13 protein-coding genes are annotated in these 14,338 nt (G+C 68.6%); 8 read left to right on the top strand and 5 right to left on the bottom strand.

The window, feature by feature from the left end; all coding sequences use genetic code 11:
* Nucleotides 1–5: 5 nt before the first annotated feature.
* Together glpK (CVV72_RS04170) and CVV72_RS04165 are read right to left on the bottom strand one after the other, a co-directional pair.
* Nucleotides 6–1,523, bottom strand: coding sequence for a glycerol kinase GlpK (gene glpK / locus CVV72_RS04170; protein WP_125692820.1), 1,518 nt, complete (start codon nt 1,521–1,523; stop codon nt 6–8).
* Between the two features lie 11 nt (nt 1,524–1,534).
* Nucleotides 1,535–2,356, bottom strand: a complete 822-nt coding sequence (locus CVV72_RS04165; RefSeq protein WP_219151114.1) for an MIP/aquaporin family protein — start codon at nt 2,354–2,356, stop codon at nt 1,535–1,537.
* 151 nt (nt 2,357–2,507) lie between these two features.
* On the opposite strand from CVV72_RS04165, the gene CVV72_RS04160 reads away from it, so the two are divergent.
* The 4 genes from CVV72_RS04160 (at nt 2,508) to CVV72_RS04145 (ending at nt 7,502) form a co-directional block, all read left to right on the top strand.
* The gene (locus CVV72_RS04160; protein WP_007033228.1) at nt 2,508–3,275 is read left to right on the top strand and encodes an IclR family transcriptional regulator; all 768 of its coding nucleotides are present in this window, start codon (nt 2,508–2,510) and stop codon (nt 3,273–3,275) included.
* A gap of 13 nt (nt 3,276–3,288) precedes the next feature.
* The gene (gene glpK, locus CVV72_RS04155; RefSeq protein WP_219151113.1) at nt 3,289–5,241 is read left to right on the top strand and encodes a glycerol kinase GlpK; all 1,953 of its coding nucleotides are present in this window, start codon (nt 3,289–3,291) and stop codon (nt 5,239–5,241) included.
* Between the two features lie 174 nt (nt 5,242–5,415).
* A complete protein-coding gene (locus CVV72_RS04150) occupies nt 5,416–5,685 on the top strand; it encodes a hypothetical protein (protein ID WP_219151112.1) in 270 nt (89 codons plus the stop codon).
* 269 nt (nt 5,686–5,954) lie between these two features.
* The gene (locus CVV72_RS04145; RefSeq protein WP_255632505.1) at nt 5,955–7,502 is read left to right on the top strand and encodes a metallophosphoesterase family protein; all 1,548 of its coding nucleotides are present in this window, start codon (nt 5,955–5,957) and stop codon (nt 7,500–7,502) included.
* A 120-nt stretch (nt 7,503–7,622) separates the two neighbouring features.
* Here CVV72_RS04145 and CVV72_RS04140 read toward each other — a convergent pair whose 3' ends face one another.
* Nucleotides 7,623–8,261 (bottom strand): MerR family transcriptional regulator, encoded by a 639-nt coding sequence (locus tag CVV72_RS04140; protein ID WP_219151110.1) that lies wholly within the window; start codon nt 8,259–8,261, stop codon nt 7,623–7,625.
* Nucleotides 8,262–8,607: 346 nt separating this feature from the next.
* Between CVV72_RS04140 and CVV72_RS04135 the strand changes: the two genes are divergently transcribed.
* From CVV72_RS04135 to CVV72_RS04120, 4 genes are all read left to right on the top strand, one after another.
* The gene (locus CVV72_RS04135) at nt 8,608–9,471 is read left to right on the top strand and encodes an alkaline phosphatase family protein (RefSeq protein ID WP_219151109.1); all 864 of its coding nucleotides are present in this window, start codon (nt 8,608–8,610) and stop codon (nt 9,469–9,471) included.
* A gap of 169 nt (nt 9,472–9,640) precedes the next feature.
* Entirely contained in the window at nt 9,641–10,630 is a 990-nt protein-coding gene (locus tag CVV72_RS04130; RefSeq protein ID WP_219151108.1) for a hypothetical protein, read from the top strand.
* A gap of 10 nt (nt 10,631–10,640) precedes the next feature.
* A complete protein-coding gene (locus CVV72_RS04125; RefSeq protein WP_219151107.1) occupies nt 10,641–11,186 on the top strand; it encodes an isochorismatase family protein in 546 nt (181 codons plus the stop codon).
* 122 nt (nt 11,187–11,308) lie between these two features.
* Entirely contained in the window at nt 11,309–11,821 is a 513-nt protein-coding gene (locus tag CVV72_RS04120) for a VanZ family protein (RefSeq protein ID WP_219151106.1), read from the top strand.
* Here the strand turns inward: CVV72_RS04120 and CVV72_RS04115 are convergent.
* Complete coding sequence (locus tag CVV72_RS04115; RefSeq protein ID WP_219151105.1) at nt 11,785–13,476, bottom strand: NAD(P)/FAD-dependent oxidoreductase; 1,692 nt, start codon at nt 13,474–13,476, stop codon at nt 11,785–11,787. The two genes, CVV72_RS04120 and CVV72_RS04115, sit on opposite strands and share 37 nt — an antisense overlap.
* Nucleotides 13,473–14,228, bottom strand: a complete 756-nt coding sequence (locus CVV72_RS04110; RefSeq protein ID WP_219151104.1) for a carbon-nitrogen hydrolase family protein — start codon at nt 14,226–14,228, stop codon at nt 13,473–13,475. Before CVV72_RS04110 ends, CVV72_RS04115 begins: the two co-directional genes overlap by 4 nt.
* Between the last annotated feature and the right edge of the window lie 110 nt (nt 14,229–14,338).

The following is a 14,338-nucleotide window of genomic DNA, read 5'->3' as shown; positions in this document are numbered from 1 at the left end:
CGGGCTCACTCGACCTCGACCCAGTCGAGCGTGCGGCCGACGGCCTTCTGCCAGCCCGCGTAGCCCTCGGCGCGCTGTTCGTCCGTCCACGACGGCTCCCAGCGCTTGTCCTCGTTCCAGTTCTGTTCCAGCTCGTCGGTGCTCTTCCAGAACCCGACGGCGAGCCCGGCGGCGTAGGCGGCGCCGAGGGCGGTGGTCTCCGCGACGACCGGCTTCGACACCGGCACACCGAGGATGTCCGCCTGGAGCTGCATGCAGAGTTCGTTCGCGGTCACGCCACCGTCCACACGCAACACGTCGAGCGTGACGCCCGAGTCGTTCTGCATGGCCTCGACGACGTCGCGGGTCTGGTAGCAGATCGCTTCGAGGGTCGCCCGCGCGAGATGCGCGTTGGTGGTGGCCCTGGTGAGGCCGACGATCGCCCCGCGCGCGTCGGAACGCCAGTACGGCGCGAAAAGCCCGGAGAACGCGGGAACGAAGTAGACGCCGCCGTTGTCCTCGACCTGGCGAGCGAGGCTCTCGCTCTGGGACGCGCCGCTGATGATGCCCAGCTGATCGCGCAGCCACTGGACGGCGGAACCCGTGACGGCGATCGAACCTTCCAGCGCGTACACCGGCTTCTCGTCGCCGAACTGGTAGGCCAGCGTCGTGAGCAGGCCGTGCTTCGACCGCACGACCTCGTGCCCGGTGTTGAGCAGGAGGAAGTTGCCGGTGCCGTAGGTGTTCTTGGCCTCGCCGGGGCGGAAGCACACCTGGCCGACGGTCGCCGCCTGCTGGTCACCGAGCACACCGGTGATGGCGACCTCGCCGCCGAGCGGGCCGTCCGCGCGGGTGACACCGAACCGGCCGTTGTTCGACGACGGCGCGATCGACGGCAGCATCTGCTTGGGGACACCGAAGAACGACAGCAGTTCGTCGTCCCACTCAAGCGTCTCCAGGTCCATCAGCATCGTGCGGGACGCGTTGGTCGGGTCCGTCACGTGGACGCCGCCGTCGGGCCCGCCGGTGAGATTCCAGATGAGCCAGGTGTCGGTGGTGCCGAAGAGCGCGTCGCCCTTTTCGGCGTCTTCTCGGACGCCCTCGACGTTCTCCAGGATCCACTGGAGCTTGCCGCCGGAGAAGTAGGTGGCGGGCGGCAGACCGGCCTTGCGGCGGATGACGTCGCCCTTGCCCTCGCGTTCGAGCGCCGAGGCGATCCGGTCGGTGCGGGTGTCCTGCCACACGATGGCGTTGCAGTACGGGCGCCCGGTCCGGCGGTTCCACACCACGGTGGTCTCACGCTGGTTGGTGATGCCGAGCGACGCGAGGTCGGCGGCGGTCAGTTTCGCCTTGTTGAGCGCGGTGGCGATGACCGAACGGGTCCGCTCCCAGATCTCGGTGGCGTCGTGCTCGACCCAGCCCGGCTTGGGGAGGATCTGCTCGTGCTCGAGCTGGTGGCGGGCGATCTCGTTGCCGCCGTGGTCGAAGATCATGAAGCGCGTGCTGGTGGTGCCCTGGTCGACGGCGCCGATGTAGTCAGGCATGGTTTCTCTCCTTAGGAAACGCGCTCGATGTCTTTGGCGGGCAAGGATTCCGGCGCCGGGTCGGCGGGCAGGTAACGCTCGATGAAGAACTTGTAGATCGCACCGCCGATCACCGCGCCGATGACCGGCGCCACGATCGGGATCCACCAGTACGGATAGCCGTATTGGTCGGTGAACGCGGTGTCGTAGCCGGTGAGCCAGGACATCAGCCGCGGGCCGAAGTCGCGGGCGGGGTTGATCGCGTAGCCGGCGTTGGTGCCCCAGGCCATGCCGATCGCGACCACGAGGAAACCGACGACGACCGGGGCGAGGTTCGCGGCGGGCGCGGTGTTGCGGAGGTCGGTGATGGCGAAGATCACCAAAGCGAGGATCGCGGTCCCGATGATCTGGTCACGGAACGCGCCCCAGTCACCCACCGGCAGGGTTCCGTTACCCGGAAGGGTGGAGAAGACACCCTGGGTCTTGATCGTCAGGCCGGGGTCGGCGGCGTTGAGCACCTCGGTGTAGTTCCAGCGCACCAGCAGCGCGCCCAGGAACGCGCCGGCGGTCTGCGCCAGGGCGTACGGGGCGACCTTGCGCCACGAGAAGCCCTTGAACACCGCGAGCGCCACGGTGACGGCGGGATTCAGATGCGCGCCACTGATCCTTGAAGCCACGTAGATACCGAGCGTGACACCGATTCCCCACGCCCACGCGATGCTGTCGTGGTCCCCGATGCCCGCGGCGACGACTTGAGCCACCACCCCGCAGCCGAACAGGATGAGGATCATCGTCCCGACGAACTCCGCCGCCAGTTCGCCCGCCAGTCCGCGAGCCTTGAGGTTTCGCACCATTGCTTCCTCCACAAAGGACACCGTTGCCCTGTTGAGGCCGAAGTTAAGTTCGCGGAAACGCGGGGTCAACGCACGCCGGTCGGCATTGTCGAACGCCCGAAGACGATGTTCGACATTGTCGAATCAGGGCCGGTCGGGCTACGGTTGAGCCGTGCCCGGTCCGATCCAGTCCATCGAGCGCGCCGCCGCGATCCTGCGGTTGCTGGCGCGCGGTTCGGGGCGTCTCGGGGTCGGCGAGATCGCCGATTCCCTCGAACTCGCCAAGGGGACGGCGCACGGGATCCTGCGCACCCTGCAAGGGGTCGGCTTTGTCGAACAAGACCGCGACACCGGGAAATACCAACTGGGCGCGGCACTCCTGCACCTCGGCACGAGCTACCTCGACGTCAACGAGCTCCGGTCGCGCGCGATCAACTGGGCCGACGCGCTGGCCGCGCGCAGCGGTGAAGCCGTCCGGATCGGCGCGCCGCTGGAAGGCCGGGTCCTGGTGGTGCACCACGTTTTCCGCCCCGACGACAGCCTGCAGACCCTCGACGTCGGAACACTCCTGCCGTTGCACGCGACGGCGCTCGGAAAAGTACTTCTGGCCTATGACACCGGTCTCGTGGCATCGTTGCGCACCGGCGAGCCGGAGGCCTACACCCGCCGGACCCTGGTCACCCAGACCGCGATCAAACGCGCCTGTGGCAAGGTGCGCGAGGCGGGCTGGGCGAGCGAGAACGGCGAGATGATCACCGGTGAGGCCGGGATAGCGGCGCCGATCCGCGGCCACGGCGGCATCGTGGTCGGCGCGATCGGGGTGTCCGGCGCGACTGAACGGATCTGTGAAGCCGACGGCAGCCCGATCCCCCGGCTGCTCGGCCACGTGCGCGACGCGGCACGGGCGGTCTCCCGCGATCTCGGCGCGTCCCGATGGTGATGGAGGTGCTCGCGTGGTCCAGCGCTACGTGATGTCGATCGACCAGGGCACCACCTCGACGCGGTGCATCCTGTTCGACGCGCGCGGCAGGCTGGCGTCGGTCGCGCAGCGCGAGCACCAGCAGCACTTCCCCCGGCCGGGCTGGGTCGAGCACGACGCGACGGAGATCTGGCGCAACGTCGGCCGGATCGTGCCGCAGGCGCTGGCCGACGCCGGCGTCGAACCAGCGCAGGTGGTCGGCCTCGGCATCGCGAACCAGCGCGAGACGACGGTGCTGTGGGACCGGCACACCGGCAACCCCGTCGGCCGCGCGATCGTCTGGCAGGACACCCGCACCGACGCGATGCTCGAACAGCTCGCCCGCGAGCCGGGCGCCGACCGCGTCCGGCGGCTGTGCGGGCTGCCGCTGGCGACGTACTTCTCCGCTCCCCGGATCCGCTGGATGCTGGAAAGGACCCCTGGCCTGCGGGAACGCGCCGAGCGCGGTGACGTGCTGTTCGGGACGGTCGAGAGCTGGCTGATCTGGAACCTGACCGGCGGGCCAGACGGCGGCGTCCACGTCACCGACGTCACCAACGCCTCGCGCACCATGCTGATGAACCTGCGGACGCTGTCCTGGGACGACGAACTGCTGGAGTTCTTCGACGTCCCGCGCGCGATGCTGCCGCGGATCCGGCCGTCGACCGAGGTGTACGGGACGACGTCGCGGGTGGTGCCGGGGATCCGGATCGCGGCGGCGCTCGGCGACCAGCAGGCGGCGTTGTTCGGCCAGACCTGCTTCGCGCCCGGCGAGGCGAAGTGCACGTACGGCACGGGCAGCTTCCTGCTGCTCAACACCGGTCCGACGCCCGTGCTCTCGACCCACGGCATGCTGACCACCGTCGGGTTCAAGATCGGCGACGAGCCCGCCGTGTACGCCCTCGAAGGGTCGATCGCCGTCACCGGATCGCTGGTGCAGTGGTTCCGGGACGGGCTGGAACTGATCGGCAGCGCGCCTGAGATCGAGACGTTGGCCCGCACGGTCGAGGACAACGGCGGCTGCTACATCGTGCCCGCCTTCTCGGGCTTGTTCGCGCCGCACTGGCACAGCGAGGCGCGCGGCGTGATCGCCGGGCTGACGTCGTACATCACCAAGGGACACCTGGCCAGGGCAGTACTGGAGGCGACCGGCTGGCAGACCCGTGAGGTCGTCGACGCGATGAACGCCGATTCGGGGCTGGCGCTGACGACGCTCAAGGTGGACGGCGGGATGACCGCCGACAACCTGCTGATGCAGTTCGTCGCCGACGTCCTCGACGTGCCGGTGGTGCGCCCGATGGTCGCCGAGACCGTGTCTCTGGGCGCGGCGTACGCGGCCGGGCTGTCGGTCGGGTACTGGCCGGACCTGGAAGGCCTGCGGCGGAACTGGCACCGCGCCGGGCAGTGGCTGCCGACGATGGACCCGGCCCGCCGCGACAGCGAGTATTCGCACTGGCGCCAGGCCGTGGAACTGACGTTCGGCTGGATGCGCCCGGGCCCGACCGCCGCTCCCCCGGGCTCCGACCTGGTCGAGGTCGTCCTGGCCGACCACCGCCGGATCGAACAGCTGTTCCGGGACCTCCGCAACGACGAGGCCGACCGTCCGGCACTGATCGCGGAACTCTCGGCGGCGCTGGTCGCCCATGCCACCGCGACCGAACGGATCGTCCGTCCCGACGCGACGGAGAGCGGGCTCGCGGACGAGCTGCTGGCCGTGCTGGAAGCCGCCGATCCCGAGAAAGCCTTGGTGGCCCTGGAGAATTCGGTGGACGCGCATATCCGCGCGGAGGAGCGCGGGTTGCTCAACGAATTGCGGCGCACGCTGTCCACTTCGGACCGCACTGGCCTCGGGAGGGCGTTCGTGGCCGAACGACAGCGGCAGCTGGACCTCGACTGCGGCTCCGCCGCGCATGTCCGCGAGCAAGGTTCTCGGCTGCGCCTCTCGTGACGTGCTAGCCTGTCGCCGTGCGCCGCTGGACTCGACTCCGCTTTACCCGACTCGTAGTCAAGCGCGCCGGCTGAACCAGGTCGCCGGCGCGCATTCCGGCGACCCCTCGATACGGGGCATCTCCCGGGACCTGGCCCTCCATGGCCTGTACGTTTCCCGCCCTTGGAGTCCACGATGTCGATCACCGCCTTCCAGGTTCCCGCCCCTCGTTCGTCCATGCTGGTCCGCCGCCGGATCGCGACCTACTTCGTCGGCGGCGTCGAGCAGATCCCCGGCCTGGTCGCGGCACTCGGCTGCTTGGTCCACGACCTGTCCGTCGACGTCCGCGACGGAGTCCGCGAAAGCACCATGACCTGCGCGGTCCTGATCGACGCCGACGAGGTCGAGCCGCTGCTGGAGCGCCTGCGCGGACTGACCTCGGTCGTCTCCTCGGAACTGGTCTGACCCGAAAGTCGTAACTCGCGTGATCAGAGGCGTAACTCGCGTGCTTGAAGGCGTATCTCACGAGTTTCGGCTCTGATCACGCGAGTTACGTCTCCAAGCACGCGAGTTCGGCGTAAACGTCCCCTATGCCCGAAGTCGCTGCACGGTTCCGTGCAGCCGGTCAAGGAAGAACCAGCTACGTATTGACTTGGTTAAGAAGCCTTCTTAACTTCGGCTTCATGACCGAAACTCCACGGAACAGCAGGTCTCAAGCCTATCGTCGGCTCAGTTTGGCCGAAAAACACGACAAGTTCGTCAATCAGTACTCGCGGCGGACCCTGTTCCGGGTGGGCGCGGTGAGCGGCGCGGTACTCGCCGCGGGCAGCGTCCTCCTCCCCGGATCGGCCGCGGCCTCCCCCGGGCCGACCGTGCTGCTCAACGCCGACAAGGTCGCGGGGTCGGCGCTGCGCCCGTTCGGACGGCACATCGCCTTCGGGGCCGACCCGTCCCAGCAGGTCGCGGTCTCCTGGCAGGTGCCCGCGGCGGTGACCGCGCCGTTCGTCCGGATCGGCACGGTGCCCGGCGACTTCAGCCCGCCCATCCCGGCCGAGGTCCGGGCGCTGACCAGCCAGATGTCCTGGCAGCACCCCGTCGAGGAAGTCCCGCCGAACAGCCCGAAGTCGATCACCCAGTACTACCTCCACGCCCGGATCGACCGGCTCCTGCCCAACACCACGTACTACTACGTCGTCGGCCACGAGGGTTACGACCCGGCCACCAGGCTCGGCGAAATGGCGAGCTTCCGCACCGCTCCCGCCCCCGGCGGCGACGGCACGTTCTCCTTCACCGCCTTCGGCGACCAGGGGGTCGGCTACAACGCCGTCGCGACCAGCAGCCTGATCGCGGGCCTCGATCCGGCCTTCCACCTCGCCATGGGCGACCTGAGCTACGCCCTCGAAGGCGAGGGCGGGCACCCGGAGGAGGACAAGTACGACGCGCGGCTCTGGGACTCCTTCTTCGTGCAGAACGAGCCGGTCACCGCGGGGATCCCGTGGATGATGGCGCTCGGCAATCACGAGATGGAGGGCTGGTACTCCGCGGACGGGTACGGCGGCGTGCGGGCACGCTTCACCATGCCGGACAACGCCTGGGACGGCTCCACCTGCATCTACTCATGGCGCTACCAGAACGTCGGACTGATCAGCCTGGACGGCAACGACGTCTGCTACAACAGTCCGTCCAATCTGGACTACACCAAGGGCAGGCAGCTCAAGTGGCTCGGCAGGACACTCGCCGCGTTCCGCGCCGATCCCACGATCGACTTCATCGTCGTCTACTGCCACCAGTGCACGTATTCCACCTGCCATTCCAACGGTGCGGAACTCGGCGCGCAGAAGGACTGGGCTCCGCTGTTCGACAAGTATCAGGTCGATCTGGTGCTCAACGGCCACAATCACATCTACGAACGCACCGACCCCATCCGGGCGGGCAAAGCCGTCAAGAAGGTGCCGTCGCGCGGGACGACCGACCCGGTCAAGGACGGGACGACCTACATCACCGCGGGCGGCGGGGGCGGCAGTGTCTCCGAATTCCCGGCACCGGACACCTACCTCGGCCACGAGACCGCCAACGACACCCCGGTCCCGATGAAGTACTCGGAACGGGACGGCCAGGACCGCACCAAGAAGGTCACCTGGTCCCGCGTCCGGTTCCGCGGCTACAGCCTGGTCTCGGTCGACGTCATCGCGGGCACGGGCACCACACCGCCCAAAATGGACGTCCGCGCGATCAGTGCCGACGGCAGCCTGGTCGATCAGATCATCGTGCAGCGTTCCTGAGCACGAGGGGATGTGGACGCCCAATTTCACCGAAGCGAGAAAGGGCTTCATCGGATGCCGGCGAAAGCGACGACGCCGTCGCCAGCACGCTCTGGAGCCGAAACGGCGTGCCCGCGATCGTCACGAGGACGGTGGCCGCGACCTTGGCTCCCCGTCCGCGGAGGTGACTTCGGCCGCGTTCTCCACGGTCGTTCTGAAAGCGCTTACCAGAAGCTCGGCAAAACAGGCCAGTGGAGCCCCCGATACACCGCCGGTCTGGGCTTTGAGCGCGGCCAGTTGCTCGCCCGCCAGCGGCGCGACCCGGTCCATGAACTGCCCGAGAAACCGCAGCGTCACGGCGGGCGGCACCCCGGCTCCGGCGAGCTCCGCCACCGCGCGCGAAACCGACGGGCGCACGACGGACGGCGCCCCCGTGTCGTCCCGCCCGAGCACGCCGTGCCGCTCCAGGCACCGGGCGACAGCGGGCTGGTCACGGGCGACGTCGGCGATCGCCGCGGCCAGCCGCTCGGCGCCGTCCACTGTGGCCGTTCCGAGCATCGCGGCGATGGACACCAGATTGAAGCCCTGTTTCTGCAGCATCGTGATCCGCCGCAGGCGCCGCAGGTGTGCCGGACCGTAGTAGGCGGACCGCCCGTGCCGCACCGGCGGGGCGAGCAGGCCCCTCGTCTGGTGGGCCCGGATATTGCGCGCCGACATGCCGACGATCGTGGAGAGTTCTTCGATCGTGTATCCGGCCGGTCTCGGCGAAAAGGGCTTCACGCCGACCAGCTTAACCAATGGTCGGATGAGTACACCATGAAGCCGGTGCAATGGCACCGCCACCGTCAACCGGCTGAATCAACTGGTTGCCATAAGTTGATCGGTTCGCGGACCCGAACACAAGGTGAGCGCCCGATTTACCTGGTTTCCTGTCAAGTAATGCCGGTTTTGGGGCGTTCCACGCCCGCCGATTGCTCCAGTCAGGCGATCTTGATGGGCGATGGGCTCCCCTACCGTTTAAATGCAGCTGAGACATCTGATGTCTCAGCTCTGTCGACACCCCGAGGAGCGCCGCTGAACCCGACGGTCGGTCGTCAAAGTTTCAACTTTTTCCCAGGAGGTTTCAATGTTCTGGAAACGGATCGCGGTCGCGGCCGTGGCCGCGACCGGTCTGGCCACGGCGCTGGTGGTGTCCCATCAGGACAGTCCCGCCGTCGCGGTGGAGCCCGCCGCGGCGGCGGTGCCCGCGTTCGACCACATCGTCCTCGTGATGTTCGAAAACAAGGACTACAAGGAGATCAGCGGCAGCTCGAAGGCGCCGTACTTCAACCAGCTCGCCTCGCAGGGGGCCAAGTTCACCAAGGCGTACGGCACGACGCACCCGAGCCAGCCCAACTACATCGCCCAGTTCGCTGGCTCGACGCACGGTGTCGACAGCAACAAATGCCAGGATCTCGGGAACAAGGAGAACATCGCTTCCCAGCTGGCGGGAATCGGCAAGAAGTTCGTCGGCTATGCGGAGAGCATGCCTTCGGACGGCTACACCGGCTGCACGAAGGGAAAATACGCCCGCAAGCACAACAGCTGGGTCAGCTTCGGCAATGTGCCGTCGTCGGCGAACAAACGGTTCTCGTCGTTCCCCAGCGACTTCACCAAACTGCCGGACGTCGCTTTCGTGACCCCGGACCTGTGCAGCGACATGCACGACTGCCCGGTCGACACCGGGGACAAATGGCTGAAGAAGAACCTCGACGCCTACGCGCAGTGGGCCAAGACGCACAACAGCCTGCTGATCGTCAATTTCGACGAGGACAGCGGGACGTCGGTGAACCAGATCTTCACCACGTTCGTCGGTGCCCACGTGAAGCCGGGCAGCTACAGCGAATCCATCAACCACTACTCGATCCTCCGCACGATCGAGGCGGCGTTCGGCCTGCCGGGCATCGCCAACGCGGCGAACAAGCCGCCGATCACCAGCGTGTGGCAGTGATCGGGTGAACTCCGCGGGCGTGTCCACTGTGGACGCGCCCGCGGGCGGCCTTGCCGGGCGGTAAGGCGACGGTGCCGGGTGCGGATGCCGGCCGGGCACATCCCGGACCAGATCCGGAACTCGCCTTACCCCACAACAGATCTTTGGCTCCCCGCAGGAAGGCCCGACCGTGAACACCCGCACCCGCGTCCTGATCGCCGTCACCGGAGCACTCACGCTGATCGCGGCCGCCGTGATCTACGTCGGGATGGCGGGCGCGCGCAACCAGGACACCGCGTCGGCGGGCACCAGCGACGCCGTCAGCCTCGACGGCCCGCGGTTGCTGTTCCTCAGCACCGCCGACGCCGACCGCGGCCACGTGTCCAGTGTCAGCGCGGCCGACCCGGGCGGGGCACGTGCGGTGTCGACCGTGTCCTGCAGCCGGGTCCACGCCGCCGGCGGCACCGGGATCTGCCTGCGGCCGGAAACCGGGCTGACCACCTACCAGCTGGCCGTGCTCGACCGCCGTCTCGCGGTGACCCAGGAGATCCCGCTGGTCGGGGTGCCCAACCGGGCGCGCGTCTCGGCCGACGGGCAGCGGCTGGCGTGGACGGTGTTCGTCACCGGCGACTCCTACAACGGCGGCCGGTTCTCCACCCGCGCCGGCACCCTCGACCTCACCACCGGCGAGGTCGAGGGCACGCTCGAAGAGTTCGCGGTGACCGTGGACGGCAAGCCGTACAAGGCGGCCGACGTCAACTTCTGGGGCGTCACCTTCACCCGGCGGCCGAACCGGTTCTACGCCACCATGTCGACGGGTTCCCACCGCTACCTCGTCGAGGGCGACTCGAAGGCCCGCACCGTGCGGACGTTGCGGGACAACGTCGAATGCCCGTCCCTCTCCCCCGACGAAACCCGCATCGCCTACAAGTCCGCCGTCGACGGCGACCCCGCGAAGGGCTGGCGGGTCTCGGTGCTCGACCTCGCGAGCGGCACGGTGACCCCGCTGGCCGAAACCAGGAGCGTCGACGACCAGCCCGCCTGGCTCGACGACCGCACCGTCGCCTACGCCCTCGCCCGCGCGCAAGGACACTCCGACGTCTGGGCCGTCCCCGCCGACGGCACCGGAACGCCGCGGCTGCTCATCCCGGAGGCGGAGTCGCCCGCCGCCCTGCCCTAGGCTGCCGCCTATGAGGGCCGCGCTGCTGATCGTCGACATGCAGGAGATGCTCGTTCCCCTGGTCTGGCGCGGCGAGGAGCTGGCGGCCCGGATCGCCGGGCTCGCCAGGCAAGCCCGCGCGAACGGCGTTCCGGTGATCGCGCTGCGGCAGATCGGCGCTCCCGGCACCGACTTCGATCCCTCGTCGCCGGGCACCCGGGTCAGCGCGCTGCTCGGTCTCGAACCGGTCGACGTCGTGGTCGACAAGACGGCGACGGACTCCTTCTACCGCACCGGCCTGGCCGGTCTGCTGGTCGACCGGGGCATCGACGCCGTGGTGCTGACCGGGCTGGCCACCGACTACTGCGTCGACGCGACCGCCCGGGCCGCGCAGAGCCACGGGCTGGACGTCGTGCTGGTCGCCGACGGCCACGCGCCGTCCGCCGACGGAGACCCCACCACGGGACTGACGGCCGAGCAGGTCATCGCCCGGCACAACCTGCTCCTGAGCACGGCGATCCATCCCGGCGGACGAGTGCGCGTCGTGCCGTCGGCGGAGGTCGGGTTCACCGGCTGAGCGAGACAGGGAAGCCCGTCGTGAGTGGCAAAGAGGGTTAGAACGACACTTACCACTCACGACCCCCATCAGCCATCGGCCAGCCCGGAACCACGCCTCTCCCTCTGTACGATCGGCGCGCCATGATCACGAACTTCCTGCTCGACCACTCCGCCCTCGTGCCGGTGGCGATCCTGCTGGTCGCACTCGTCTGCGCCGTCCTGGGCCGCCTGTTCGCGGGCAGGCAGCGGTTCCTCTGGGCGCTCGCCGGGGTGTCCTTGCTCCCGGTCTTCGCACTGACCTTGGTGCCGACGGCGCACACGATCGACGGGATCCTGTGCACCGTCCAGTTCTCCGTGCCCACGCTGGGCGCGGTCGAACTCCTGGCCAACGTCGCGCTGTTCCTCCCGCCGGTCTGTTTCGCCGCGCTGGCGTCCCGGCGGCCGGTGACGATGCTCGCGGCGGGTTCGGCGCTGTCCGCCGTGCTCGAGACGCTCCAGGCGCTCGTGCCCGCGATCGGCCGTGCCTGCGACACCAACGACTGGCTGATGAACACCATCGGCGCGATCCTCGGCGCTCTCCTCGCGGCGGGCACGGCCCGGCTGGTGGACCGCCGCGCTCAGTCGGACAGCTCGACGGGCGCGATCTCGTCGTAGACGTCGCCCGGCCCCGGGTTCGCCGGGTCGGTCTCGCCACCGAAGTGGTGGAGAACGCCCCACACCGCGTTCAGCGCCGTCTGGACGGCGCCTTCGGCCCAGCCGGCCGTCCACGAGACGTCGTCGCCCGCCAGGAAGAGACCACGGTGGCGCTCCTCGAGCCGGTCCTGCTTGAAGTGGGTGAACAGCCGGTGCTGGTAGCGGTAGTGGCCGGGCAGGTTGGCCTTGAACGCGCCCATGAAATGCGGTTCGGCCTCCCAGGACACGGTCACCGGGTCGCCGATGATGTGCCGCCGGACGTCGACGCCCGGATAGATCTCCTTCAGTGACTGCAACATCACCTCCACCCGCTCGGAGACCGAGAGCGGCAGCCACTTCAGCGAGTCGTCGGCCCAGGTGTAGGACAGGCAGATCACCGCGGGCGCGTCCGGGTCGTCGCCGAGCAGGTACGTGCCGCGCGGCATGCGGTCGGTCAGCGTCATGCTCATCGTGTCGCGGCCGGTCTCCGGGTCCTTGTCCAGCCAGAAGGGCCGGTCCACCGGGACGAAGACCTTCGAGGACTCCATGTAGTGCGTGCGTTCGATCGCCGTCCAGTGGTCGATCGGGAACAGCGCCTCGTCGCAGGCGATCTTCGACAGCAGCATCCAGCTCTGCGCGGTGAACACCGCCGCCGGATAGGTGCGGATGCGGCCCTCGGTGTCGGTCACGGTGATGTTGTTCGGCGCGGTGCGGTGCAGCCTGGCGACGCCGGGGTTCGGGCTTCCGCCGTGCAGTGAGCTCAAACTCGTTCCGGCGGGCCAGAACGCGATGTCCTCGGGCGCGTGGTCCCACAACCGCAGCGGAAGCTGCCTGCTGCCGCCGACGATGCTGCGGTGCTCGTCGTCGGCGCCGGTGTAGACCACCCGCAGGATCTCCAGGATCGAGTTCGGGAAGTCGGTGTCCCAGCCGCCGGTCCCGAAGCCGACCTGCCCGAAGATCTCACGGTCACGGAACGAGGCGAACGCGGGCGAGTCGCAGAGGAAGCCGTAGAACGTCTGGTTGTCCAGACGCGGCACGAGCTCGTTCCACAGCCGCTTGATCGTCTTCACGTCGCGTTCGCGGATCGCCTTCTGCATCTCGGTGAACGCGGCCTGTTCGGACAGCGTGCTGTCCCAGGCGGCCGCTACCTTGCCGAAGACGGCGGGAAGCTCGTCCGCCGTGCGCGCGTAGTGGCTCTCCCCCTTGAGGTCGACGACGGTGCTCGGCGTGCCCTCCGCGAGCGGGTTCGGGAACGGAGTCGTCTCCAGACCGACCTTGTCGATGTAGTGGAAGAGCGCGGTCGACGACGGGGGGAAGCGCATCGCGCCCATCTCCGCGACGACGTCGTCCGGGCAGCCGGGGAAGTTCACCGTGCGCAGGCGGCCGCCGATCTCGGCGATCTCGTAGACGACCGGCCGCAGGCCGAGTTTCATCAGCTCGTACGCGGTGACGATGCCCGAGAGGCCGCCGCCGATCACCGCCACGTCGGTGCCGTGGCGTTCGGCGGGGAGTGAGCCGAGTCCGGCGGGGTGGGCCAGGAAATCGTCGTAGGCGAACGGGAAATCGGGCCCGAACATGGTGATCGGGCGGCCTGCCGGTTCGTCGTGGTGGATCGCGGTCGGGAGAGCGGAGGTCATGCGGAAAGTCCTCGGTACAGATCGGGCCTTCGGTCGGCCAGGTGGGTGTTCTCCAGACGCGACGCGACGAGCGCGTCACGGGTGATTTCGGCACTGATCAGCTCCGGACCGGCGCCCGCGCGGGCGAGCACTTCGCCGGTCGGGGCGACGACGCAGGAGCGGCCGCAGTAGGTCAGTTCCCGTTCGGTGTCGCAACGATTCGCGTAGGCGACGAACAGCTGGCTCTCGTAGGCGCGGGCCGGCACCAGCGTGTCGGCGACCAGTTCGTAGGGGCTCATCAACGCGGTCGGCACCACGAGCAGTTCGGTCCCCGCCAGCGCGTGCGCCCGCACCAGTTCGGGGAACTCGACGTCGTAGCAGATCAGCAGGCCGATCCGGAGGCCGTCGAGCTCGGCCTGCACGACCGCCTCGGCGCCCGGTTCGAACCAGTCACGGTCGATGTCGCCGAACAGATGTGTCTTGCGGTAGTTCGCCAGGCGCCGTCCGCCGGGGCCGATCAGCTGGACGCTGTTGCACACGCGGCCGTCGGCGGTCTCGGGGTACCCGTAGGCCAGTGCGACACCGGTTTCCCTTGCCAGCGCGGACATCCGCTCCGCTGTCGGCCCGTCGGCCGGTTCGGCGAGCTCGTGGGAACGGGCGCCGATGTGGTAACCGGTGGTGATCATCTCGGCGGCGATCACGAGATCGGCGCCCGACGCCGCGACGGCGGACGGCAGCTCGGCGTACGAGCCCTGATGGACGGCGACCCTCATAGTGACGACGATATCCGCCGTTCCGATGCGCCGATAAGGGCTGATCGTTGCACAAAATGTTGACAGACCATCGAACCAGTGCAGCAGTACGCAATCCAACGGCGATTTGT

Origin of the sequence: Amycolatopsis sp. TNS106 (genome assembly GCF_019330265.1) — a bacterium.
Taxonomy (GTDB): Bacteria; Actinomycetota; Actinomycetes; order Mycobacteriales; family Pseudonocardiaceae; genus Amycolatopsis; species Amycolatopsis lurida.
This window is presented reverse-complemented; position numbering and strand designations above follow the sequence as displayed.

What these genes read in the sequence shown, in the direction of transcription:
- glpK (WP_125692820.1), bottom strand. Translation starts at nt 1,523, where the DNA reads ATGCCTGACTACATCGGCGCCGTCGACCAGGGCACCACCAGCACGCGC.
- CVV72_RS04165 (WP_219151114.1), bottom strand. Translation starts at nt 2,356, where the DNA reads ATGGTGCGAAACCTCAAGGCTCGCGGACTGGCGGGCGAACTGGCGGCG.
- CVV72_RS04150 (WP_219151112.1), top strand. Translation starts at nt 5,416, where the DNA reads ATGTCGATCACCGCCTTCCAGGTTCCCGCCCCTCGTTCGTCCATGCTG.
- CVV72_RS04135 (WP_219151109.1), top strand. Translation starts at nt 8,608, where the DNA reads ATGTTCTGGAAACGGATCGCGGTCGCGGCCGTGGCCGCGACCGGTCTG.
- CVV72_RS04125 (WP_219151107.1), top strand. Translation starts at nt 10,641, where the DNA reads ATGAGGGCCGCGCTGCTGATCGTCGACATGCAGGAGATGCTCGTTCCC.
- CVV72_RS04120 (WP_219151106.1), top strand. Translation starts at nt 11,309, where the DNA reads ATGATCACGAACTTCCTGCTCGACCACTCCGCCCTCGTGCCGGTGGCG.
- CVV72_RS04115 (WP_219151105.1), bottom strand. Translation starts at nt 13,476, where the DNA reads ATGACCTCCGCTCTCCCGACCGCGATCCACCACGACGAACCGGCAGGC.
- CVV72_RS04110 (WP_219151104.1), bottom strand. Translation starts at nt 14,228, where the DNA reads ATGAGGGTCGCCGTCCATCAGGGCTCGTACGCCGAGCTGCCGTCCGCC.